General features: G+C 27.7%; 28 protein-coding genes and 1 other annotated feature. Of the genes, 6 read left to right on the forward strand and 22 right to left on the reverse strand.

Annotated elements, in window-relative coordinates; translation table 11 throughout:
- The 4 genes from EK368_RS00010 to EK368_RS00025 form a co-directional block, all read right to left on the reverse strand.
- Positions 1–308: transporter substrate-binding domain-containing protein (locus EK368_RS00010; protein ID WP_129595674.1), on the reverse strand; the 308-nt coding region annotated here is incomplete at its 3' end.
- Between the two features lie 130 nt (positions 309–438).
- Positions 439–1,284: a peptidoglycan-binding domain-containing protein gene (locus EK368_RS00015; protein ID WP_129595675.1), complete on the reverse strand. Its 846-nt coding sequence runs from the start codon at positions 1,282–1,284 to the stop codon at positions 439–441.
- A 164-nt stretch (positions 1,285–1,448) separates the two neighbouring features.
- A complete protein-coding gene (locus tag EK368_RS00020; protein WP_129595676.1) occupies positions 1,449–2,171 on the reverse strand; it encodes a tRNA threonylcarbamoyladenosine dehydratase in 723 nt (240 codons plus the stop codon).
- 36 nt (positions 2,172–2,207) lie between these two features.
- Complete coding sequence (locus EK368_RS00025) at positions 2,208–3,134, reverse strand: cation diffusion facilitator family transporter (RefSeq protein WP_129595677.1); 927 nt, start codon at positions 3,132–3,134, stop codon at positions 2,208–2,210.
- A 252-nt stretch (positions 3,135–3,386) separates the two neighbouring features.
- Here EK368_RS00025 and EK368_RS00030 point away from each other — a divergent pair, with 252 nt between their 5' ends.
- Positions 3,387–4,556 carry a dicarboxylate/amino acid:cation symporter gene (locus tag EK368_RS00030; protein WP_129595678.1) on the forward strand — a complete coding sequence of 390 codons (1,170 nt, stop codon included), beginning with the start codon at positions 3,387–3,389 and terminating at the stop codon, positions 4,554–4,556.
- A 37-nt stretch (positions 4,557–4,593) separates the two neighbouring features.
- Here EK368_RS00030 and EK368_RS00035 read toward each other — a convergent pair whose 3' ends face one another.
- The 5 genes from EK368_RS00035 to EK368_RS00055 all read right to left on the reverse strand — a co-directional run bounded on the left by EK368_RS00035 (position 4,594) and on the right by EK368_RS00055 (position 9,403).
- Entirely contained in the window at positions 4,594–4,821 is a 228-nt protein-coding gene (locus EK368_RS00035) for a hypothetical protein (RefSeq protein WP_129595679.1), read from the reverse strand.
- Positions 4,822–5,016: 195 nt separating this feature from the next.
- Complete coding sequence (ltaE, locus tag EK368_RS00040; RefSeq protein WP_129595680.1) at positions 5,017–6,042, reverse strand: low-specificity L-threonine aldolase; 1,026 nt, start codon at positions 6,040–6,042, stop codon at positions 5,017–5,019.
- Positions 6,043–6,139: 97 nt separating this feature from the next.
- The gene (asnA, locus tag EK368_RS00045; protein ID WP_129595681.1) at positions 6,140–7,153 is read right to left on the reverse strand and encodes an aspartate--ammonia ligase; all 1,014 of its coding nucleotides are present in this window, start codon (positions 7,151–7,153) and stop codon (positions 6,140–6,142) included.
- 92 nt (positions 7,154–7,245) lie between these two features.
- Positions 7,246–7,493: a binding site (T-box leader), on the reverse strand.
- Between the two features lie 100 nt (positions 7,494–7,593).
- Positions 7,594–8,073: a 4Fe-4S binding protein gene (locus tag EK368_RS00050; protein ID WP_129595682.1), complete on the reverse strand. Its 480-nt coding sequence runs from the start codon at positions 8,071–8,073 to the stop codon at positions 7,594–7,596.
- An 88-nt stretch (positions 8,074–8,161) separates the two neighbouring features.
- Positions 8,162–9,403, reverse strand: a complete 1,242-nt coding sequence (locus EK368_RS00055; protein ID WP_129595683.1) for a metal-dependent hydrolase family protein — start codon at positions 9,401–9,403, stop codon at positions 8,162–8,164.
- Between the two features lie 229 nt (positions 9,404–9,632).
- Here EK368_RS00055 and EK368_RS00060 point away from each other — a divergent pair, with 229 nt between their 5' ends.
- On the forward strand, positions 9,633–9,968 hold the full coding sequence (locus tag EK368_RS00060) for a YtrH family sporulation protein (protein ID WP_165000256.1): 336 nt from the start codon (positions 9,633–9,635) through the stop codon (positions 9,966–9,968).
- Positions 9,956–10,423, forward strand: coding sequence for a sporulation membrane protein YtrI (locus tag EK368_RS00065; RefSeq protein ID WP_129595684.1), 468 nt, complete (start codon positions 9,956–9,958; stop codon positions 10,421–10,423). The genes EK368_RS00060 and EK368_RS00065 overlap by 13 nt, the downstream gene beginning before the upstream one ends.
- Positions 10,424–10,456: 33 nt before the next feature.
- On the opposite strand, the gene EK368_RS14720 is transcribed toward EK368_RS00065, so the two are convergent.
- The 6 genes from EK368_RS14720 to EK368_RS00090 form a co-directional block, all read right to left on the reverse strand.
- Positions 10,457–10,624 carry a hypothetical protein gene (locus tag EK368_RS14720; RefSeq protein WP_165000257.1) on the reverse strand — a complete coding sequence of 56 codons (168 nt, stop codon included), beginning with the start codon at positions 10,622–10,624 and terminating at the stop codon, positions 10,457–10,459.
- Between the two features lie 98 nt (positions 10,625–10,722).
- Positions 10,723–10,968: a hypothetical protein gene (locus EK368_RS00070; RefSeq protein ID WP_129595685.1), complete on the reverse strand. Its 246-nt coding sequence runs from the start codon at positions 10,966–10,968 to the stop codon at positions 10,723–10,725.
- 136 nt (positions 10,969–11,104) lie between these two features.
- Positions 11,105–11,503, reverse strand: a complete 399-nt coding sequence (locus tag EK368_RS00075) for a hypothetical protein (RefSeq protein ID WP_129595686.1) — start codon at positions 11,501–11,503, stop codon at positions 11,105–11,107.
- Positions 11,504–11,581: 78 nt separating this feature from the next.
- Positions 11,582–13,237: a hypothetical protein gene (locus EK368_RS00080; protein ID WP_129595687.1), complete on the reverse strand. Its 1,656-nt coding sequence runs from the start codon at positions 13,235–13,237 to the stop codon at positions 11,582–11,584.
- Positions 13,238–14,023 carry an ABC transporter ATP-binding protein gene (locus EK368_RS00085; RefSeq protein WP_129595688.1) on the reverse strand — a complete coding sequence of 262 codons (786 nt, stop codon included), beginning with the start codon at positions 14,021–14,023 and terminating at the stop codon, positions 13,238–13,240.
- Positions 14,024–14,106: 83 nt separating this feature from the next.
- Complete coding sequence (locus EK368_RS00090; protein WP_129595689.1) at positions 14,107–14,793, reverse strand: RDD family protein; 687 nt, start codon at positions 14,791–14,793, stop codon at positions 14,107–14,109.
- A gap of 59 nt (positions 14,794–14,852) precedes the next feature.
- On the opposite strand from EK368_RS00090, the gene EK368_RS00095 reads away from it, so the two are divergent.
- Entirely contained in the window at positions 14,853–15,794 is a 942-nt protein-coding gene (locus tag EK368_RS00095) for a stage II sporulation protein M (protein ID WP_129595690.1), read from the forward strand.
- Between the two features lie 23 nt (positions 15,795–15,817).
- On the opposite strand, the gene EK368_RS00100 is transcribed toward EK368_RS00095, so the two are convergent.
- Genes EK368_RS00100 through EK368_RS00120 form a run of 5 tightly spaced genes read right to left on the reverse strand, consistent with a single transcriptional unit; the run spans position 15,818 to position 20,663 of the window.
- A complete protein-coding gene (locus EK368_RS00100) occupies positions 15,818–17,128 on the reverse strand; it encodes a DUF58 domain-containing protein (protein ID WP_129595691.1) in 1,311 nt (436 codons plus the stop codon).
- 13 nt (positions 17,129–17,141) lie between these two features.
- Complete coding sequence (locus tag EK368_RS00105) at positions 17,142–18,095, reverse strand: AAA family ATPase (RefSeq protein WP_129595692.1); 954 nt, start codon at positions 18,093–18,095, stop codon at positions 17,142–17,144.
- Positions 18,065–19,063: a hypothetical protein gene (locus tag EK368_RS00110; RefSeq protein WP_129595693.1), complete on the reverse strand. Its 999-nt coding sequence runs from the start codon at positions 19,061–19,063 to the stop codon at positions 18,065–18,067. Before EK368_RS00110 ends, EK368_RS00105 begins: the two co-directional genes overlap by 31 nt.
- Complete coding sequence (locus EK368_RS00115) at positions 19,053–19,679, reverse strand: hypothetical protein (protein ID WP_129595694.1); 627 nt, start codon at positions 19,677–19,679, stop codon at positions 19,053–19,055. The genes EK368_RS00110 and EK368_RS00115 overlap by 11 nt, the downstream gene beginning before the upstream one ends.
- A gap of 12 nt (positions 19,680–19,691) precedes the next feature.
- On the reverse strand, positions 19,692–20,663 hold the full coding sequence (locus EK368_RS00120) for a glycerophosphoryl diester phosphodiesterase membrane domain-containing protein (protein ID WP_129595695.1): 972 nt from the start codon (positions 20,661–20,663) through the stop codon (positions 19,692–19,694).
- Between the two features lie 231 nt (positions 20,664–20,894).
- Between EK368_RS00120 and EK368_RS00125 the strand changes: the two genes are divergently transcribed.
- Together EK368_RS00125 and EK368_RS00130 are read left to right on the forward strand one after the other, a co-directional pair.
- On the forward strand, positions 20,895–21,305 hold the full coding sequence (locus EK368_RS00125; protein ID WP_129595696.1) for a BlaI/MecI/CopY family transcriptional regulator: 411 nt from the start codon (positions 20,895–20,897) through the stop codon (positions 21,303–21,305).
- Positions 21,302–23,488, forward strand: coding sequence for a M56 family metallopeptidase (locus EK368_RS00130; RefSeq protein WP_129595697.1), 2,187 nt, complete (start codon positions 21,302–21,304; stop codon positions 23,486–23,488). The genes EK368_RS00125 and EK368_RS00130 overlap by 4 nt, the downstream gene beginning before the upstream one ends.
- 115 nt (positions 23,489–23,603) lie before the next feature.
- Here the strand turns inward: EK368_RS00130 and EK368_RS00135 are convergent, their stop codons facing one another.
- The gene (locus EK368_RS00135; RefSeq protein ID WP_243109322.1) at positions 23,604–24,287 is read right to left on the reverse strand and encodes an RluA family pseudouridine synthase; all 684 of its coding nucleotides are present in this window, start codon (positions 24,285–24,287) and stop codon (positions 23,604–23,606) included.
- Positions 24,288–24,429: 142 nt separating this feature from the next.
- Positions 24,430–24,975, reverse strand: a complete 546-nt coding sequence (locus EK368_RS00140; protein ID WP_129595699.1) for a biotin transporter BioY — start codon at positions 24,973–24,975, stop codon at positions 24,430–24,432.
- Between the last annotated feature and the right edge of the window lie 191 nt (positions 24,976–25,166).

Raw genomic sequence — 25,166 nt, forward strand, 5'->3', positions numbered from 1 at the left:
TTATTTGCTACTAAAGCTGCTAATAACCCATCAAATTTCATATCCTTAATTTCAAGCTCTACTCCTAATTCATCTGCAATAACTTTTGCAATTTCAATATCAAATCCTACAATTACATTTTCTCCATTGATTTCTTTACGGAATTCATAAGGTGGATAATCGGCAGATGTGCCTAATACAATTTTCCCTTTTTTTTGAATTTCACCTAATTTACCTCCATCCGACTTACTAGCTTCTTGGCTACATCCTGCAAATACAAAAATAATACAAATCATCATAAAAATAGCTATAACTTTTTGTTTCAACATATTTTGTTCCCCTTTCTTTTGTCTTTTGTATTATTATACACAATTAATTATAATTATTCAAGTGTATTTTTATAAATTATTAATATTTCTTATACAAAACAAAAGACTCGATTTCTCGAGTCTTTTGTTTTTATTTTCCTACTATCATCTTTATCGCATTTTGATGTTGAGGATCTGGTTTATGATCTTTGTGTCTTGTACTATTTTTAAAATGAAGATCAACATGTCCATCCATTCCATTCCTTTTTACTGCATCAAAATTATAACCTGTCCCATATCCTCCACTTCTATTAGCAACAATTTTTCCAAAGGGTTGAGAATCTACTCCTGCATGAGGCATACTTGTCATAGAAGCTGCAATCATTCTATTATTCACATAAACTAAAACAGGTCTTCTACTCCAATTAAAACCTCCCCATATCCTCTTCATGATATTTGTATCTTCTATTGTTAAAGTCTCTACATCTGCATGATTTGTACCTGCTGTTACTTTTACTTTAAAACTTTCTCCTGTTTGATAATCTTTAATAGTAAGTATATCTCCTCGATTGATAATTTTATTTGAAACTTGTGTCCACCAATCTAAATTTTCCACTTTATTTGCTTTCGATGCTGTTTTACTTATTGAGATTCCACCTCTACTAACTATATTATTTGAAGAAGTACTGCTTTGAACTAACCCTAAGCTTATCATTTTATCTATTGTATTTTTTCCTACAATACCATCTACTTTGAGTCCATATTTTTTTTGAAACTCCCTTACCGCATTTTGTGTCACAGGTCCAAAATATGTAGTAGTTTGAACATGATTAAATGTTCCGTCTTTTTGTAATGCCTGTTGAATAACCTGTACATCTTTATGTCGCATATTTCTTCTATATATATTACTTGAAAAATTGTATCCATCTGCCATGGCTATAGTAGTAGAACTAATAATACACGTCGTTAAAATTAAACCTCTTAAGAATTTTTTCATGTAACTCTCCTCCTATTTCTATATATGAATTGGAAATATAGGCACCTTACGTTCCTTATCATATCATTTATAGAATCTAGGAATCAAGGGAATACAAGGTATTGACAGAATTTACCTTGTTTTTTAGTAATATTATCCAAAATAAATACCTTAATCTTATAAGATTAAGGTATTTCATCTATTAAATCTTTTACGACTACCGAAGCAATAATCATTCCTGCAACAGAAGGCACAAAAGCCATACTACCAGGAACTTGTTTTTTTTCTGTAGATAATGTCTTTTCTACTCTATTAGGTTTTATAGGTTCTTCCTTTGAATACACTACCTTTAAACACTTTACTTCTCTTTTTCTCAATTCTTTTCTTATGACCTTTGCCAATGGACAAATAGAAGTTTTATATATATCTGCCACTTCAAACTGAGTTGGATCTAATTTATTTCCAGCTCCCATACTACTAATTATTTTAATTCCTCTTTTGTAGCATCTTTCTATTAAATCTAACTTTGCAGAAACCATATCAATAGCATCTACCACATAATCATAATCATCTTTTAAAAGCTGTTCTGCTGTTTGTTCTGTATATAGCATTTGATACGTCTGAATCTTTGCATTCGGATTGATTTGTAAAATTCTTTCTTTCATAATTTCTACCTTTGATTGTCCTACTGTACTTCTTAAAGCGTGAATTTGTCTATTGATGTTTGTAATACATATATCATCATCATCTACTAATACAAACTGGCTTACACCTGATCTTGCTAACCCTTCTACAACAAAAGTTCCTACTCCACCAATACCAAATACTGCTACTTTACTTCTTTTTAATTTGTTTAAATTTTCAGTTCCTAGGATCATCTCTGTACGAGAAAATGCATGTAATTCCATAAAATTCCTCCTGTTTTATTCTAGCTATGATTATACTTAGTTTTTTGTCTTTGGGCAACTATCTGTGCAACTTTTTTGTTTTTCTTTGCAAGGATCAATATGCACGATTACTTCTTTGATCATGCTATCCTCTTTTAAAATTAAATTTTCTGCTTTTTCACCAATAGCATGACCTTTTTCAACAGATAATAGAGGATTTACACATATTTTTATATCTACACATGCCTTCGAGCCATGTTTTCTCACTCTAAGATCTGTCACTTTCATAATTCCTTCTATTTTTTCTATTTTTTCTATAAAACCTTCTATTTTCTCTTGTTCTATAGAAGCATCCATCAACTCATCTATAGAAACTATTAAAATCTGTACTCCAATTTTTATAACAATAAAAGATACTCCAATTCCTGCTAATGGATCTAAAAAAGTATAACCTAACTTCGCCCCTATAATTCCTACCAACACCGCTACAGATGATAAAGAATCTGATCTATGATGCCATGCATCACTCATTAACGCATTACTATTTAACTTCATTGCAGCATCCTTTGTTACACGAAACTGATATTCTTTTATAATAATAGATACTACTGCTACAACACCTGTATAAGTTTGAGGATTATCATAAGTATGCATAAAAATCATCTTGATGGATTCATATCCTATCCGAACTCCTACAAATGTAAGAATCATGGCCAATAAAAAAGCTGTTAAAGATTCTGCTTTTTCATGTCCATATTGATGCTTTTCATCTCTTGGTTTAGAAGCAAAAAACATCCCTACAATTACCCCTATAGAAGTAATAATATCTGATGCCGAATGAAGTCCATCTGCAATCATTGCCTTACTATTTCCTAATACCCCTGCCCCTACTTTAATAACAGTTAATAAAATATTTAGTAGAATGGTTATTTTTATAATTTTATTACCTATTTGAAGTCTTTCTTGATCTTTTAACCTATCCATTTAATTTCTCCTCCATTATCAATTGATATACTTATACTTATATTATATCCTTTTAAACTCCTTTTGTTAACAAATATTAAAACTTTTGTTTGAATACAATTCATTTTCAATTGATAATAATTATAATCTTCTTTTAATACTTTTTTAAAAAAAGTCATTCTTTTTTATTATTTTGGTAATAATAAACCTATCATTCATTACAACTACACTTATATTCATTTGAAAACAATATAAATAGAGGAGTGAAAAAAAATGAAGAAATTAGGATTATTACCTAAACTCATTATAGCCATTTTATTAGGTATTTTATTTGGAAATTTTGCCCCTAAATGGTTTGTACAAATATTAGCTACTTTTAATAGCTTATTTGGAAACTTCTTAGGATTCTCTATTCCTTTAATTATTATAGGATTTGTAGCACCAGGAATAGGTGAACTTGGAGGAAATGCTGGAAAACTTTTAGCTATTACTACAGGAATTGCTTATCTTTCTACTTTGTTTGCTGGTAGCTTTACTTATTTTACAAGCTCTATCGTATTACCTAATTTTTTAACTGTTGGACAGCTTACTATCAATGCTACAAATCCAGAAGAAGCTTTGCTTCCTCCCTTTCTCAGAGTAGATATGCCTCCTATTATGGGTGTCATGACGGCGCTTCTTATTGCCTTCACCCTGGGACTTGGTATTGCTGCTATTAAAAGCGCTACTATTAAAAAATTCATGGAAGAATTTCAACATATTATTGAAAAGCTCATTTCTAGTATTATTATTCCTCTTCTTCCTTTTCATATTTTAGGTATATTTGCCAACATAACCTTTGCTGGACAAGTAGCTACAATTATGTCTGTATTTGCAAGAGTATTTGGCATGATTATTATTCTACATATTACTATGATTTTAATTCAATATTTCATTGCAGGCTCTGTTGCAGGTGCAAATCCTTTTCGATTAATCAAAAATATGATTCCTGCATATTTTACAGCGATTGGTACACAATCTTCTGCAGCTACCATACCTGTTACACTAAAACAAACTAAATTCAATGGTGTAGAGGATGGTGTTGCAGAGTTTGTCATCCCTCTTTGTGCAACTATTCATTTATCTGGAAGCACTATTACTCTCACAGGTTGTGCTATGGCTGTAATGATGTTAAATGGCATGACTACAAATTTTTCTAGTGTGTTTCCTTTTATTGCTATGCTCGGTATTACTATGGTTGCAGCTCCTGGAGTTCCTGGAGGTGCTGTTATGGCTGCATTAGGTCTTTTAGAATCTATGTTAGGCTTTACCCCTACTCTTACTTCATTAATGATTGCACTATATCTTGCACAAGATAGCTTTGGGACTGCCGTAAATGTAACTGGAGATGGTGCTATTGCTATTTTAGTAAATAAAATATCTGGAAATAAACTTTCTTCTTAAGATCAATAAAACCTCTCTATATATAGAGAGGTTTTATTTAAATCTTTTCTAAAATATATTCTGGCTTTTTCCTATCTCCTAAGAAAACTTCTTTTTCTGTCTCTCGTAAAAACTTTCTTTTTTGATAAGTCATTTCTAAATATTGCTCCTGAGTGATCATTTTTTTCTTTAATAAAGTATCACAAAACTTCAAGAAACTTTTTACTAAATCTATTAGATTATCCAGGTCTTGATCTTCTAGTAACTTAGGATAAGAATTTTTCATAAAAATCACCTCATAAATCACTTATTCTATTTATATATGTTAGACACAAATTTTAAAAATCCTTCTTTTGTAAATTATTTTATTTATTTTTTATAATTTTCTCATTAATATAACAATTCTTTATAATAGAAACAACAATTTATTCGTTTATGTAACTTCTTAATGAACAAAAAAACAGCAGGATTGCTCCTACTGCTATATCAATATTTCCCTCATAGATTTTATAATATAATCAATATCACCTTGATTTATCCAATAGTTTGTTACATATCTCATCATTCCATCCTCTATAGGATTGATGATTATCCCTCTTTTGTTCATTTCTTCTACTAATCGATCTGGATTATATCCTGTTTGACTCATACAAAAATACACCATATTAATATGTATATCATCTAAGAAAACTTCTAATCCTGGAATTTGCGAAAGTTCTTTTCCTAATCTTAAAGCATTTTCATGATCTTCTTTTAATCTTTCTCGCATTTCTTTTAGTGCTATCAAGCCTGCTGCTCCTAAAAATCCTGCTTGTCTTAAACCTCCACCCATTAATTTTCTTTTCTTTCTTGCATGATCTATAAAGTTTTTAGTTCCTGCTAACATAGAACCTATAGGTGCACATAATCCTTTAGAGAGGCAAAACATAACCGAATCACAATATTTTGTAATTTCTACTACATTTACCTCTAGATAAGAGGCTGCATTAAATAATCTAGCACCATCCATATGAACAGGAATTTGTCTACTCTTAGCAATTTGATAAATACTTTTCATGTTTTCCATAGAAATTACTCTTCCATTAGAATGAGCATTTTCAATACAAATCAATCCAGTAGAAGGAAAATGAATATCATCTTCTCTTATTTTCTCTGCTACCTCGTTAGAGTTTAACTCTCCCTTATCACTCATAAGAGTTCTTAATTGCACTCCCGCAATTACAGAAGCTCCTCCTACTTCATGCATGACAATATGACAGTCATCCCCAAGAATTACTTCATCTCCCCTTTTGCAGTGTGTAAATAGAGCTAATTGATTTCCAAAAGTACCACTTGGAACAAATAATGCATCCTCTTTTCCTACTATTTTTGCTGCATACTCTTCAAGCTCTTTAATGGTTGGATCATCTTCATATACATCATCTCCCACCACAGCATGAAACATAGCTTCTCTCATTTTTTGTGTAGGTTGTGTTACTGTATCACTTCTCAAATCAATTTTTTTCATTAAAATCCCCCCTCATCTTATATATATTATAACAATATATTTCTATTAGATATAATTTTTTGTATCATATTCTATAAAAGCTACCAAAAGGTAGCTTTTATAAAATATGAATATTTACTTTTTCACATTCTTCCATCATCTCTTGTGGCCAAATAGCAGCTTGTACTTCTCCAATATGAGCCTTTTGAAGGAAGAACATACAAATTCTTGATTGACCAATCCCACCACCAATAGTTAATGGAAGTTTTTCTTCTAAAAGCATTTTATGATATTCAAGTTCCTTTCGATCTTCACATCCTGCAATTTTCAGCTGTCTTTCTAACGATTCTTTATCTACTCTGATACCCATAGAAGAAAGTTCAAACGCCATCTCCAAAACTGGATTCCAAAATATAATATCTCCATTTAATTCCCAATCATCATAATCTGGTGCACGCCCATCATGTTTTTGACCAGATTTTAGTATGTTACCTATTTTCATAATAAATACTGCGCCTTTTTCTTTTGCTATGGCATTTTCTCTTTCTTTTGCACAAAGGTTTGGATACATATCTTCTAATTCTTGAGTTGTAACAAAAGTAATTTCTTGTGGTAAAAAAGGTCTAAATACACTATACAAAGTACACACATATTTTTCTGTACTTTTAAATACTTTATAAAGATTTCTTACAATATCTTTTAATTTTTCTTCGTTTCTATTTTCTTTTTCAATCACTTTTTCCCAATCCCACTGATCTACATATATAGAATGAATATTATCCAAATCTTCATCTCTTCTGATAGCATTCATATCTGTATATAATCCTTCTCCAAAAGAAAAACCATATCTATATAAAGCCATACGCTTCCATTTAGCTAAAGAATGTACGATTTCAACTTCTTTTCCATCTATTCCTTTTACATCAAATACAACTGGTCTTTCTACACCATTTAAGTTATCGTTCATTCCTGTTTCAGGCAATACAAATAAAGGTGCTGATACTCTTGTCAAATTTAATTGCTCTGCTAATTTCATTTCAAAATAATCTTTCACTTGTTTAATTGCAACTTCTGTTTGTAAAATGTTAAGTTTTGGATCATATCCTTTTGGAATCATTAGTGTATAGTCCATATCAATTTCTCCTCCATTTCAAATTATATTTTAAATCTATATACAGTATAACCACACTCTTTCATGAAATAATAAAAAACCTCTCATCCTCATAAAAGGACGAAAGGTTATTCTTCCGCGGTACCACCCTCATTAGTAAAATACTCACTCCATACAGTACAGAAATTGATTCGATACTGTCCAATAGATAACGGTTTGGCTCCGTCTAAGCCTACTCTCCATAATGATTTCGGTTAGAAACTCTGAGATGTTCTTCAACATAAGCTTCGTATTGGTCTCTCACCATCACCAACTCGCTAAGACTACTTCTTAAGTTTACTCTTCTCGTCATTGTTTATAAAAATATTTTAATAATTATAAATCATTATAAGAAATTTAGTACAAAAAGTCAACCTGTTTTATTATTTTGTTCTACTTAAAAATATTTATACTATAAAAAACTATCTCATCCATTTTTTAAACAAAATAATCAAAGAGGATATACTTCCTATCGGACAAAATACACACCAAGTTCTTGGATAAAATAAAAAAGATAAAAAAGTTCCTATAGCTGTGGTAATTGTCACCATCCAATAAAACAAATCTGCTATTTTGGAAAAATCTAACCAATACCTTATAATTCCTTTTATAAATAAAATAATAAATAAAAAAACAATAAAACTTCTAAAATATCTAGAATAAAAAACTTTTGGTATAGGCCTTTTTCTACTAATAGGTGCTATCCTTTCATAAAAACTACCTCTAGGACAAATTTTTCTACACCATAATCTACTGCCTATTATACTGGATAATACAATGGGTATAATCATACAAAATGCAGTTCCTAATGGAATATACCTATTAAACATTCCTCCAATAATAAAAAATAATAACCATAAGAAAGAAAATCTATACCATATATTTAAAAATGGATTCATCATATCATCTCCCCTTATTTCATATGGAATAGATCCTGTGTTTATTCCACAAAAATAAAAGCAGGAAAATTTCCTACTTTTATTTTTGTATTTATATATATTTTTTTACAAATTGACCTTCTTTCATAATCACTTCCATTTTTTCACTGCAAATATGATGAATATCCTCTAAAGGATTATTTGTAAGAACTAGTAAATCTGCAAATTTTCCCTTTTGTAATGTTCCTGTTATATCATCTATTTTAAGCATCTCTGCACCATTTTTCGTAGCAGCAACAATCGTTTCCATTTCTGTAAATCCTGCTTTATGTAGAGCATACATTTCTGTAATGGCATATTTCCCATACGGAGTGAGACTACTACAAAAAGAATCTGAACCTACTGTAATTCGTATTCCTTTTTCTTTTGCATTTTGTAAATTATTAATAATGCGATTTAATTCCTTTTCTGCTGTAGTTTCACCAGGGTACTGATCATGAATAGGTCTATAAGGTGGTTCATATACGCGAAACCATTCATAAAAAAATTGCAGAGTTGGACAAAACGTAATATCTTTTTGTTTCATAATCTGTAGACATTCTTCATTTAATTCCTGTCCATGAATAATAACAGATACTCCTGCCTTACAAGAGTTTAGTGCTCCTTCATATCCTTCTGCATGAGACCATACAGGAAGTCCTACCATATCGCACTCCTCTACAACTGCTTGAATTTCTTCCATACAATAATGAGAATCTTCTTTTTTATCATGCCTCCATATGCCTCCACCTGTTGACCAAATTTTAATAGCATCAGGATTTTCACGTAATCTTTTTCTTACTGCTTTTCTTAAATCCCAAGGACTATCTACTCGTTCAGCCCAAGGATGAGAATCATCGTTATACTCTAGAGGTAACTTGTGAGAATCTCCGTGCCCTGATGTTCTGCAAAATCCAAGTCCTGTTGCAATTACACGGGGTCCTTTTATAATCCCTTCTTCTATCATATTTCGAATATGTATTCCTGCTCTAGATATTTCACCTACAGATGTCAACCCATGTTCTAATGCTTCATAAGCTTGAGCTACAGCAACAATGGTCTTTTGTATTACAGGCTCTAGTACCCACTCAGTATCATCATCTGTTCTATTTCCACTAAAATGAAGATGTGTATCAATAAGTCCTGGCATAATAGTTTTTCCAGTAATATCTACTTTTTCATATTCTTCATCTAAATTTATCATAGGTCCTGCATATTGAATCTTTTTATCTTTAATTAAAACTAATGAATCTTTTATAGGTTCCTCTCCTGTTCCATCTATGAGCAATCCACCTATAAATGCAACCTTACTCATAATTGTTCCCTCCAAACCCTTCAAAATATATTTTGTGCATTATATGTATTATTGGTTTATAATCTAGATTCTACCATATTTAAAACATTTATTCAAAGTAGATTTGATTGATCATGAATAATACTTTTGATACTATATATAAATTTTTACTTTCTTTTATATCATTAATTGAAATAAAACTAATTTCATTTACATATTGTAATAAAAAGTGTAAAAGGTGGTTATAGATATGTTTTTTATTAATAATCTAATATATACATTTTTAATAGCTTTAGGAGTAATCATTGGTGCTGGATTTTTTTCAGCAATTGGAGCTTTAATTAATAATCATCCTCCGCTCAAAACGATGATTGATATATGTAGTTCAATTAAAATTTGGGCAGTAGCAGTTAGTCTCGGTGGAACCTTTTCATCGTTTGAAATAATTGAACAAGGAATATTAAAAGGAGAAATTAAATCTGTAATAAAACAAGTAGCATACATTATTTCTGCTCTTACTGGAGCAAATCTTGGCTATTTAATGATTAAATTATTATGGAAGAGTAAAATCATATGGGACAAATAAAATCTATTCACTTTAAATATCTTATTTCAATAATATCAGGAATTATAATTGGAATTATAATAGGAGCATTTATTATCATTACACTAGTTAGTTATAGAGTTGATCAATATTACGAGGAAATACAAAAACTTACTATTTCAATTGAAGAAAAAAATGAGCGATTAAAAAAGCTTGAACTATCTATAAATAGTCAAAAACTGATTCTTAAAGATATCCAAATTATATTAATCAACGAAGAAGATGAAATTGATAAAATTACTATTGAAAAATATGCTGAAAATAAATATCATAAATTATTAGGGCGTGAAGTAGAGACTATCGATGCAGATATTATAGAAGAAATTATTGATAAAAGAATTTTTAAAATATCTAATAAAGAATATCATCTTCAAGTAACTAAAATATTTTTGACAGATATATTAAAAATTTGGATAAAAACTGAACTCATTCAATAATCATCTTTATAAATTTAGATCGTTATATATCTACTACCCAAATGTATATTTTTTCTCTTTTAATTTTTTTACAATCTTATTATATACCATCTCTTGATTTATATCTTTATATTCTATCTTAGTCATAAATATTTTTGTTAAAATCATTGCTAATTCTATTTTTTCTTTATCTTCTTCTTTTTTATTTAAAATGATTTTCATCATACTCCCCCTTTTTTTATAATTATTCTAAAAGAGGATTGTATCATTACTCTATTTATCAAAGAAAAAGCCAGAGAATTTTCTCTGGCTTTTAACTCTTATAAAATTTTTTGTAGTTCATTATACTGATGCTCCTTAATCATTTTTTGATTTAATTCATTCACAATTAATAAACTTACTTGATCATCTTGCATTTTAAATATTTTTCCCTTTTGTTTTGTACCTATTACATTTACAGGGGCTCCTACTTTCAAAGGCATCATATTCTCACTACTACAACAACCACACTGTAAATCATTTTTTTCAATTTTTCTGCATTCTTTGCAGTAATAAAGATTGGACATCCCCAATTCCCCCTTATATCTCTTTATTTTTTCTTAATTATATATATTCAATGAATTTTCTAAATTTCCTTCTTTGTTTAAATTTTCTATAAAATATTTCACAAAATAATAATAGTCTACATGAAGATGCAGACTATTATATATAATCAATTTGTATTTTTTTATTATTTTTCTTTGCAAGTTTTACAATTTCTTCTACTCGAGAAGCATCTACAATAACTTTATGTCCTATGTTTTCTTTTATAAAAAAAATCATCGCCTTATCATTTTTTGTATGTATAGTCATTTCACTCATTTCTTTAAATTTTATACTTCTTTGATTTTTTCTCCCTAGTTTCTTAATCTGAATTAATAATCCATCATGATCAATAAACATATTTTTTTCAAAAAAAGAAGCATAAATTAAAACAAGTCCAAATAATATTTTAAAATATTGTCCATCATATAACGCATATCCAATGAATAAAATTCCTATTCCTATGATCATATATTGATACATAGAAGATAGCCTTTTATGTGAATGAGTGTCAATCAAGTTTTTTTCATCTCCTTTTTTTCATAATATTCTTATATTTATATTTTATTCCACATCAAAACATATCTTCCTTCTTTTTTACATACTATTCTGTTCTTTATATTCTATTTTAAAAACTCTTTTAAATAAATAAAAAAATATAGCTAATAAAATACATCCATATATCAAAAGAGCATATGAAATATCCCTTAAAAAAATATGCATCACTACAGAAAACCCAATAAACCCTAAAGAGATAAGCAATATATCCAACTTATTATTTTGAATATGTGAAAAATCCTGAGAAAAAGGAAGGTCTTTAGAAGAAATCTTAAAAATTAATAAATCTAATATAAGCATATTCAAAAACATAATTATTACTTCTGGAAATATCCTTTTCCCACAAATCATGATAAAAAAACTACTTGGTATAATAAATGTTGCTATGTTGTATTTGATTACAAAACCCTTCCATGCTCCTTTATAAATAACAGATAAATTTTTAACAGGTAAAACATCATAAACCCATGCCCCTCTATGATTTTCACTATTTTGAATATATATATATATACTACATAACATTTGAATACTCAAATACAAAACTAGATATAATTTATCTTCATAGATTTCTTTTCTTATTTTATGCAAAGAATTAAAACTCCTAAAAAGAATAATAAATGGACATGCTACAGCAAAAGTAATACTTGGATATATCTTTAATTTTAATTGTCTTTCATTTATAATCATGGTTTGAGTAAATTTAAAAAGTGCCCGTTCACTAGAATCTTTACAAAATATTTTTCCTATCTGCGCATCCAGTCTATTAATCATGCTTTTTCTTTTTTTATTTTTACTTCCTGCTCCATTTAATTTTAATAAATTTTTCTCAAAATATGGAACTACTTTTTTTATGTAAATCATTACACATATACTAGGAATGATTATACTCATTATACTTAAAATAATATAAAAAGATTCATATCGATGAAATAATAGAACTTCAAAAGGAGCTGAAAACCAAGCTGTTGGAATCAAATAATTCCACCATTTAGGAGTAAACATCATATGAGCGTCTAATATATCAAACATTCTCCCCACAAATTGATATCCTATGGTCATTATAATAGATAACATAATTTGAAAGTAATTAATCATATCCTTTAATTTTTCTCCATCAAATAACTTTAATATAAAAAAGTAAAATAAAGCAGTAATAAAAATCATAAAACCTGCAATCCACACAAGCTCTACTAAAAACAATATAGAGAATAAAAGACCATGCTTTATAGTCCCTGCTATGCAACTAGGTCCTGCAATCGTTATAGTAATGATAAAAAGATAAATAGATATATGAACCATCTTTGCGACATTCATAGTCTTTTCATCTATGGGCTTTGTAAGTAAAATCATTTTGTCTTTTATGTCTAGCAAAACAGATGAAAAATCTGCAATCATAACCATCATCAACATAAACATAATCATTCCAAATGAAAGATTTAGCTTTATAAATAAAGGATTTGAAGAAATCATCATAAACATAATAACAACTCCAAACATACCATAGACCCATAAAGATTGTTTGAAATAATCTTTATCCTTTTTCTTATCTGTATTATTACTAAAAGTAGATACTCTTCTTGTATCCATAATGAGTTTAATCTGTATAATTTTTCTCATGACAGGATAATTGATCCCTAGTTTTTCAAAAAAGAAAGATACTTTATCTAATATCTTTAATGATTTAAATTCTTTCATCTATACCTCCTCCTGTAAAATATGAATAAATTCATCTGCAATTTCTTTATGCTTATGAAAGCCTGTTAATTGATTAAATATTTCTTCTAAAGACCCTTCTTTACTTTTATTCTTTAACTCTTCAAAAGTTCCATCTGCAACAATCCTTCCATCATGTAATAAAAGAATACGATGGCTTATTTTTTCTACAACCTCCATAATATGAGAAGAATAAAAAATAGTTTTTCCTTGTAAAGAAAGCTTAGCTAAAATCTCTTTTAAAATCATAACACTATTTGCATCTAATCCACTTAATGGTTCATCTAAAAATAATAGATCTGGATTATGGATAAGACTTGCAATAATTAAAATCTTTTGTTTCATGCCTTTAGAGTAAGAAGAAATTCTACTATGATAATATTCCTCTATATGAAACAAGCTCATTAGCTTTTGAGCTTTTTTATCTACAACCTCTAGCGGTATTCCATAAATTTCTCCTAAAAAAGTAAGATATTCACAAGCCGTAAGATTCTCATAAATCTCTGCTGTCTCGGGTACATACCCTATTTTCTTTTTATATTCAACCTTTTCTTTTGATAAATCTTGACCAAATATCTCTATATCTCCTTCATAATTTTCTATCATTCCTAATAGAATTTTTACAGTTGTACTTTTTCCTGCCCCATTCGGCCCAATATATCCGATAATTTGTCCTTTATATATATCTAAATCAATTCCTTTTAACACTTCTTTTGTATCATACTTCATCTTTAAATTCCTTATGGTAATAATAGGTTCATTTTTCATAGTAAGCCTCCTACTCTTAATATATGGAATATTATAACATATCCTTATACTTTACATACAAAAATCTAGTGTATTAATCTACACTAGATTTTTAAAAGCTTCTTTTCTATAAACAAAACAATTTCTTCATCTATATCCTCATACTTATCTTTAAAATAATTAAATACTCTTTCTTGTAATTTTTTTGCATCCACCAATACTTCTTCTTTTTCTTGCAAATAAGTCATAAATAATTGTAAATCTTCTTTTTCTAATTTATTTTTTATATCCTCTGGAATCAAATTCATAAGATATAATTTTTCTTTTTCTTCCTCTATTACCATCGTAGAAGATAAAATATCCCCTATTCTCAATTCATCCTTTCTAAAACACATCATAATAATTCCTATCATATAATTGTCTACAAATATCTTAAATAAATTTCTAATCAATGAATGTTTTATATCTAGTGGCTGTCCGTTTTTTCTGATAGCTCTTAATCCTAATACTTTTTTTCCTAAGGTTCTTCCATCCATGATCATTTCAGATATAGTAAAATATCCATAATTAATAAATGCAACAATCAGTATAGCTATGGCAATATGATAAGAATTTTGAGATTTAAGATCATAATTTATAGGATTCGTTTGTGTAAAAATAAAAAAAATCATAAAATATAAAATCCCTTGAACAAAATAATCTAAAAATCCTGCAACCACTCTACTCCCTACTCCTGCTAATCTATATTCTATTTCTATATTCTCTGGAGTAGTAATAAAAATTTTTTTCATAACAATTCCTCCTTTTTGCTTATATTGAAATTTGTTACAATAATAATGAGGTGATCATTTTGAACGAAAATATATTTATTGAAAAAAATCAAGAATACTGGAAAGAACTAGAGAGTTTAATCTCTCTATTTAGTAAAAATAAGATTTCAGCTATTCCTTCTCATGAAATCAAACGTTTTTTATACCTTTTTAGAACTGCTAGTCATCATTTAGGTTATGTTCGAACCTTTTATCCAAAATCTAATCTTGAAAAATATTTAAATTCTTTAGTAGGAAATGCACACCATCATTTATATACAGTGAAAAAAAATCCTTGGTATGATTTTAAAAATTTTATATATCATACATTTCCTCAAAAGTTTCATACATATTTTCCATTTATAGTCTCTAGTTTTTTTATATTTCTTTTAGGAATAATCATAAGCTTTTTTATGGTCCTTCATGATTCTTCCTCTAGTTTATACTTTTTACCTAAAGATTTATTAGATTCAATTGATTTTACATTTTCTCCAAAACAATGGGATTATCCTTTAATGTCTAGTCAAATTATGATCAATAATATAAGAGTCAGTCTATCAGCTTTTGTATATGGAGTCTTTTTAGGATTAGGTACTATATATATATTATTTTTAAATGGATGTATTTTAGGAGCTTTAACAGGTATGGTATTTTTAAAAGGAGATCTTCTTTTATATGCTTCCTTGATTCTTCCTCATGGTATACTAGAGCTTACAGCCATTTTTATTGCAGGAGGTGGTGGATTGATTGTAGGTAAAGCTTTACTTATTCCCGGGAAATATAAAAGATTAGATTATGTAGTAAAAATGGCAAAAGAAGGAGTAGCTCTCTTATTAGGTTCTGTAATTTTTTTAATCATAGCAGCTCTTATAGAAGGTTTTTTTACTCCATTATCTATTTCTCCTATCATTAAATTATCTTTTGCTTCCTTAACTTTTATAGGAATATTTTTATATTTTTTAACTCCTTATAGACGAAAGTAGATTTATAAGGAGTTTTTACTTTTTTAGATCATCTCTTTATTCTTTACTTTCATATATTCATTTACGGCTTTATAGATCATATCTTCTCTATCACATTCTATACAAATTATTCCTTTTTGATTTAGGGCTTTTATAATTTTTATTTTTTCATCTTTTATTTCATATGCCATTCCCTTTTGATAGATATCTTTTTTATCTTTTACTTCTTTATTAAGAATATCATCTATTTTTTCATCTTTGACCAAAAAAATGATCACACAATGCTTTTTCTTTATATATTCTAATCCTTTTTCTATATAATAAACTTCTTGCAATGTATCTATATCTGTAAAAATACATAATAAACTTCTTCTTTTTTCATTTTTACTTAAAGAAAATAATACTTCATCATAATTCGATGTAAGTTTTGTTCCCTTTACATGATATAGTGCTTCTAATATTTGATTTCTATGATAATCTCCTTTAGATGGTTTTATATAAGTATCTACTTTTGTATTAAATATCATAAGTCCTGATTGATCTTTGTTATGACACACTACATCAGATAAAAAAACAGATGCATTAATGGCTAAATCTAATTTGCTATACTCATTGACTCTATAACTCATAGTCCTTCCTGTATCTAATAAAATATAGATATGTTTATTATTTTCAGGTTCATATTGATTAACGATTAATTTATTTTCTCTTGCACTTTTTATCCAATTGATTTTTCGAATATCATCTCCTTTTATATATTCTCTTAAGCTTTCAAATTCTTTTCCCTCTGATCGTTTTTTAATAATATGATTTTGTCCATATAAAAGATTTTCTTTTTTAAGCATCATATGATACTTTTTTAAATTTTTAAGACTAGGATATACTTTATACTCTTCTTTATTTTTTAATAATACATCTTTTGTAATAAGACTTAATACCCCTCTTCGTCTTATATAAATTTCTTCAATAAAAAATGCTCCTCTTTCTGTAGGTTTTATATCCCATACAAATTCTTTTTGATCATGAGGTAAAATAACATCCTTAATTTTATCCTCTTTGCATAAAAAACATTTTGGAAACTCATGTAATACATAAATATCTACTTTCTTTTTACTTTTATTATATATTTTTATAGTAATCTTTTCTTCTTCTAGTAAAGATAATTTTTTATCTCCTATTCTTTCTACTTCAAAAATATTTTTAACAGGAGTCATAAAATAATCAACAACCATCAACATTAATAAAATTCCATTATAAAAAATAAAGGTTTCTATAAATAATTGAGCTTTAATACTTGCTCCTATAATAAAAATGCCTAAAGCCAATAACCCTAAAAATAATCTAGTAATAGACATATCTTCACCACCCTTAGCGGGGAACCTTCACATTAGATAAAATCTCACGGATTACATCTTCTGTTTGAACACCTTCTACGTAAGCTTCTGGTTTTAAAATCAATCTATGTCTTAGTACAGGATAAGCCATTTTCTTTATATCCTCAGGTATTAAAAAATCACGCTCCATCAATAAAGCATTTGCCTTAGACGCCTTAAGGAGTGCAATAGATCCTCTTGGACTACTTCCAACTTCAATAAAAGGAGATTGTCTTGTTTCTTTAATGATCTCTACAATATAACTAAATAAATCATCTTCAACCAAAACCTTTTGTACCTCTTCTTGGCAAGCTAAAATATCCTCTATACTTCCAATTTTTTCAATGCAAACCTTCTCTAATGTTTTATCAAAGCCTTCATGATATCTTTTAATAACTTCTATCTCTCCTTCTACTGAAGGATAATCTATATAAATTTTCATCAAAAATCTGTCTAACAGAGCTTCTGGCAAAGGATATGTTCCTTCATATTCTATTGGGTTTTGAGTAGCAAACAATATAAATGGATCAGAGAGTGGATAGCTTATTCCATCCATAGTCACCATTTTTTCTTCCATAGCTTGTAGTAATCCTGCTTGTGTTTTAGGAGGTGTTCTATTGATCTCATCTCCTAACAAAAGATTTGTAAATATAGGACCCTTTTTAAATTCAAATTCTCTTTCTTTTGTATTATAAATACTTGCTCCTGTAATATCTGAAGGCATTAAATCAGGGGTAAATTGTACTCTTTTAAAATCTATTCCCATAGTTTTTGCTAAGGATTTTATCAATAATGTTTTTCCAAGACCAGGTACCCCTTCTAAAAGAGCATGACCTTTTGTAAATATAGAAATCAGTATTAAATCTATTACTTCATCTTGTTCTACAATTACTTTTTTTAGTTCTTTTTTTATGTTTTTTATAAATTCTTTTGTTTTAGCTTCCTCCAACCCGCATCTCTCCTTTTGATCAATATTTGAGTAATCTTATCTAGATCATAAATAATACTTATATCTTTATTTTTATTTTGAAATACTCTCATAGCTTCTTCTTTACAGGAAAGATCATTTTTTTCCCATAAATTTATCCAATTCTTAGGTAAAGTTGATTGTTTAAAGCTCTTTTTATATTCATTTTCAAATTCTTTATAAAACAAATCATAAATTTCATGAATCCATCCTGATTTTTCATAAAGATTAGCAGATGCATATAAGTATTCATTTTCATCTCTTTCTATTTCATCTAAAATTTCTTTTGCTTTTCCAAATCTCTTTCCTAAATGCCAAAGGATTCCTATTATGAGTAGCATCATTTGAAAAAGTATTATTTTTATATGTATAGGTAGATTTTTATACAAAGATGGATGTTCTCCTTGTTCAAATCTATAATATTCATTAAAATAAATATTTCCCCCTAAATCTTTTATAACATTTAAAATAAAATAAGCTCCTTCTTTGTCTTTTAGTAAAGTTTTATTATTAATTAAGCTTATATCTCCTATTAACAATTTTCCCTTTTCTATTTTATATACATAAGCTTGATTTTTGTATTTTTTTACAATATTCGGATAAGAATATTTTTTATACTCCTCTGTTAAATAAATTAATTTCCCTCCATTTTTTATCCAGTCCTCTACTTTTTTTATATCAAAATTTTTATCATATTTTCCTTCAGTAATAATATAAATATCTTCATAACCCTTTTCCAAAAAATTTTGAGCATCTACTTGTACAGGATATTCTAAACTTTTGAGTGTATCATAAAAAATAGATATTCCTTCATATGAAGTATTTAGAGGCAGTGATTTATTGTTTTGACTATGTTTCCCAATATTTTTGTCTATAATATGAAAATAATGATTTGCAACTAAAAATCCAATGATGAGTACTAAAGCTATTCCTATTTTTTTATTCTTCATGATAATTTTGAACCTCCAAAAAAAGGTCATTTACAGTTTTTTTATAGTACATAAATCTATCTTTCATAACTGGTTTATTTCCATACCAAATATAATAAAAATAATCTCCTGCATTTTTAAATAATTGTACTTCTTTAAATTTTTTTATCTTTAATTCTTTTAGGATTTCATCATTTGTTTTTGTATCATCTAAAAAACATAAAGATTTTTCATTCATCAAAAACAATATGCTGATAAAATAATATCTTATTGCTTCTTTATAATTATTATTTTCTTCAAAGGTTTTGGCTTTTGTGCACAAGAGTTCATAAGTAGTAGCCTCATCAATTTCTTCTCCATAAATTTCTTTTTTATTAGTATTTTCATCTTTCTTAACTGAAAATACATGGTAAAGCAATATTCCTAAAACAATGAAAGCGATTATTAAAAAAATACTTTGAGAACCTGAAGAACTCATATGAGAATAAGTGTGTTCTCTTTCTAATCCCTTATCAAAAATTTTAAATTTTTCCCATATATTTTCCTTCTCCTGAAGATGTATATATTTAGAACTATTGATCACTTCATCTATAGCTTTTTCAAATACTTCTTTTTTAGGAATAAACATCATCTGCACTACTTTTCTCCTTTATTCATAATTTAAGTCTATAGGGTTAGGAATTTCTTCTTTTTCTTCTTTTTCAATCTCATCAATCATATTATATATTTTAAGTCCCTCTTTTTTATATTTCATATTGATATAATAAAATGTCCATATAATAGATGATATAGGAGCCAATAAAATTCCTATTATAAAATCTATTATAGGCTTAATAATACCTCCATAAAGTATCATTTGAGTCACTATAGACTCTCCCCCTGTTACTTTTCCTGATAAAAAATAAAATAAACCATATAAAGCTGCAAAAGCCGCATATAAAGATATATTTACACCCCACTCAAATATAAAGATACTAAAAACTCTAAAAGCATTTTTTAAAACTTCCCCTTTTGCAAATTGTATACTTTTTTTTATAGATGCAAACCCTTTTTCACCATCAAATACAGCAATATGAAGTGAATAAAATAAATAGCTTCCTAAAATAGCTGATATAGCTGAAAGCAATACTCCACCTATCAAAATAGAGACTAGTGTATTAGACGCCATTTTATTTTGCAATACAGTAATATTTGTGACAGTCATACCTCCCAATCCTATAATAATTAAAATAGGTAATGCACAAATAGCAAAGGCACATGTCAATCTAAACACTTGTTTAAAGCTTGAAAAAGCTTTTCCAACAGCCTCAGAAGCAGATAAATTTTCTCCATTTATATAGCTATACACCATATGAAAAACACCTGCTTTATTCATACCAGATATTATTCCAAATAATATAATCATTTTCATTGCAAAAAATACAAAACCAAATACTCCCTCTATAGACATCCATAACAGCATAGGAAGAATAATCAAGCCTCCTACTAAAGCTAATAAGCCTATGGCTATTGAAAATATTATTTGATAACCAATCAAGCTTTTTAATTTCTTTCTATATAACTCTATAGAAAGGTCTAATACAGTTGCATCAGATATTTTACTTCTAAACCATTCCTTCACTTATACCCCTCCTCCTAACATATATTTTTATTTTAACACATTTTCCCATAATTCTAAAATATCATGTTTGATATTTCTAAATATTTAGCTTATAAAAGTTTTTCACTTGTATTTCTTAACTATATATAATTTTTTATTTTTCTAATTTGTATTGACAATCATCGTTTACAATTGTAAACTAAAATCAAGATTTACATTTGTAAACAATAAACATATATGGAGGTATGCTCTATGAATCCTATTCCTAAGATATCAGAATCAGAATTAGAAATTATGAAGCTTTTATGGAAAAGTAGTCCTTTGTCATCTAATGACATTATATCTTTGTTAGACAAAAAAATGAATTGGTCTGATCAAACCATCAAAACCTTCATTAATAGACTTCTCAAAAAACAAGTAATCACTTTTGAAAAATCTGGAAAGAACTATCTTTATTCACCTTCTATCTCTTATGATGCATATCTAAAAATAGAAAATAGTTCGTTCCTTCAAAAAATTTATGATGGTGCCTTGAGTATGCTTTTTTCAAAATTTCTAGAAGAAGAAAATTTATCTACAAAAGAAATTGAAGACCTTCAAAAAATTTTAGAAGAAAAGAAAGAAGATCTTCTTTCTTTAAAAGAAAAGGAGAAGGATCTATGAATATGATAGAGATTATTTTTTCATGGATTTTTTCTGCTTCTTTTATAGCTACAATGATTATCACACTTATTCTTTGTATTCAAAAGATTTTTAAAAATCATCTTAATCCTAGGTTTTGTCATGCTTTATGGCTCTTAGTATTAATAAAATTATTAATTCCTTTTTCTCTTGAGAGTCATTTTAGTTGGTTAAATCTTTTACCTACAAGTTATAGCAATCTATCAGAATATAATTCATCCGTACCTTTTCAGTATGAATATTTAACTTATTTAGACAGAAACTTAAGTCCTATAAAACTAAATTTTGATTTAAACAATACTCAAAATACTGAAAAAGATCCTTCTTATATAGAAAATAGTATAAATGTAAAAACTAAACAAAATTATTGGAGAAACTTTTCCTTTAAAAATTTTTTCACCCTATGTTCATATATTTGGTGTATTGGTTTGTTATCTATTACCATCTTTTTTTTACTAGCTTTTATTCAGTTTAATAAAAAAATAAAATCCTATGAAAAAATCAGTAACCCACAAATCATAAATCTTTTAAATATCTGCAAAAAAAAATTAAATATCCATAAAGATATCTCAGTTTATAATGGCCCATCACTAAAAAGCCCATTTATTTATGGATTTTTTCATACTAATATTTATCTATGTAAAAATTTATTCAATGACTTACATGATCATCAGCTTATTCATATTTTTTTACACGAATTAGGTCATTATAAAAGAAAAGATCTATTTTTAAACTTATTTTCTACAATAGCTATTCTAATTCATTGGTTTAATCCTATTGTATGGTTTGCAATGAAAAAAATGAGAGTAGATAGAGAACTAGCATGTGATGCCTATGTTCTTGAAATTTTAAAACCTAATGAATCTATTTCCTACGGTCTCACTCTTATTCAACTCTCTAAGATATTTTCCAATCATCACAATAAAAAAATACTTTCTGCACATTTTTATCAAAGTCAACATGAACTAGAAAGGAGAATTATCATGATTAAAAATTTTAAAAAAGGCTCTTACCAAATATCTATTTTAGCCCTTAGTATATTAATTTTACTTAGTTCTATTACACTTACTAATGCCCAATTAAACAAAGATTTTAGCTTAAACACATCTAATAAGCATTTTAATACCCTAGAGCGAGCAATGGATTTTGTAGATTTTGACTTTAAAGTTCCTGATATCATAACAAACAAATATACTTTTGGTGACATCTCTTTACATAAAGATCAATTAAATATAAGCTTTGATGTAGCAAATGTTGTTGATACTTCTGCCTTTCATTTGATCATCTCTAAAACAAAACTTTTAGATCCTAAAATTTCTAATGATACATCTACAGGTTCTTATGGTGAAAAAATCAGTAGAAAAACTATCCTAGGGCCTATGACTATTGGGAATATTCATGGCACTAGTGTTACTACCGAAACTCACATTGAGTGGACAAAAGAAGGGATTCAAAAATTAGAAAAAAATAACACTAAAAATTCAAAACATATACCTATTAGTAATTTTATTCTCAAAGATTTTATATGGGAAGATGACGGTATTTGGTATAGTATAAATTATTATTTTAAAAATACTTCTTATTATGGAGACTCCAGTGAACGAGAAGTATCTAAAGATGATATGAATATAATTTTATCCTCTTTAAAATATCCTAATGAATTAAAAAATATGAAATATGAATCCGAATCATGGAAGAATCATTTGTATATATACGGAAGTAAAGACTTAAAAAGAACTGAAAAGATTATTGGTTTTATTCCAAAATTTCCTCTACAATTGCCAGGAGAATTTATCCCCACTTCTTCAAATACTAGCGATTCATGCTATTTTGATACGGAGCCTTGGTCTGAAATAAAAACTATATTTGAAAATAAAAATGATTCTACTCAAAAAATAGAATTTTATCAAACAAAAGCTCCTTATCGATATACCTTTTTAGAAGAAAATGGCTATGATCGAGATACAAAAGTCAAAGCAGATATCATCTATATAGATGATACGAAAATTTTTGCCTTTAAAGAACATTTACAACAATGCTATATATGGAAAAAAGATAATGTAATCTATACAGCTAAATTTGTTAAAAATATAGATTCTACAAAAGATATATTAAAAGCATTCATTTATGAACCTCCTTATTTTGATGAAAATGAAATGAAATAGACTTTAGTTAACTGGTCTAACTTCTACTAAATTCTAACTTTCCACTTGTACTTCTATAAAAACCTCTTAAGAAATAAAAATTTCTCAAGAGGTTTTTTATGTTCTATTCTAAAATTTAAAAAAGTGAAAAAGGATATTCTTCTGTTGGCTTTGATTCAAATGTCATAAGCTTTTGATCCTTTGGATGATAAAAAGAAAGACTATAAGCCCAAAGAGAAATTTGTGTCCATTTTTTTATTTTCACAAATGTTTTATTATATTTATTGTCTCCCCATATAGGTAAATTTGCATGAGATAATTGAACACGAATTTGATGATGCCTTCCTGTTTTTAGATCTACCTTTAAAAGACTTAAAGTTCCGTATTCATCTGTATCTACACTATCTATCCATTCATACTCTAAAAGAGCTTCCTTACCTGCTTTTGAGTTCTCGGTTACTACCTTTGACATGTTTAAATCCCTAAGTTTTTTTAAATAATTTCTTAACTCGCCTTGTTTATTTTCTGGTTTTCCACAAACTACAACATAATACTTTTTCTTAAACTTTTTTGTCCTAATTTGTTCAGAAAGCTTTGCATTAGAGTCTTTGCTTTTTGCAAATACCATAACTCCTCCAACAGGTCGATCAAGTCTATGTATAAGACCTAGATATGGATCTTTTGCATTTGGATACTTTTCCTTTAAATATTCTTTAATCATACTTAACATATCTAAATCAAATGTTTGATCACTTTGTGAAGGAACCTTTGGTGGCTTTTGTGCAACAATAATGTGTTGGTCTTCAAATATAATATTCATATGTATCCCCTTCTATTTATTTTTATAAACTCTATTCATTTTAGCATACTTTAAAATCTTTAATACACTTTATATATATAATTTTTTCTAAACAAAAACTCATGGATTATTTATTTCCATGAGTTTTTGTTTTATTCATTCTTTATATAACAAAACCTGTTTTTATAAGACGATTCTTTACCTTTGTTCCAATCACATAAGCTAAAATAATTTTTACAATATCAAAAGGAACATATGGTAACATTAAAACAGTAGCTTTTGGGATAGACATTTTAATAACTAGTGACATTTGAATAATTCCCATACTATATGAAACAATCAATGCTAAAGATAAAATAATACTTTTCATCCAAACACTTTTATTATTTTCAAAAGCATATCCTATAATGTATGCAATAATAGGAAAACTCATAATAAATCCTCCAGTAGGTCCTAAAATACTTTGCATTCCTGCTGAAAAATTTGAAAATATAGGTAATCCCATACCTCCAAGGACTACATAGATAATTTGTGATAAACACCCTAATTTTTTCCCTAAAATAATTCCAGATAAATAAATTGCAAAAATTTGTGGGGCAAACGGTATAGGACTAAATGGAATAGGAATAGCTATTTGACTCATAACTGCTGTAATGGCTGTAAAAATAGACGTAATACAAATTTCTTTTAAAGAATATTTTTGTTTCATTATAATCCTCCTATAATTATTGTTAACTTTTATTTTGAATCAGTTAACAATAATTATAAACATATTTTCTTTTCCTGTCAATATTTCTGTTTCTCAGAATTAAAAAATTCGCATATTCCTCTCGGAATTGCTCATGGCGCCAACGAAATTCTTTCATTTCATTCAGAATTTCCGTTGCTTAAAATTTGATG

The organism is Anaerophilus nitritigenes, assembly GCF_004138215.1.
In the GTDB taxonomy this organism is placed as follows: Bacteria; Bacillota; Clostridia; order Peptostreptococcales; family Thermotaleaceae; genus Anaerophilus; species Anaerophilus nitritogenes.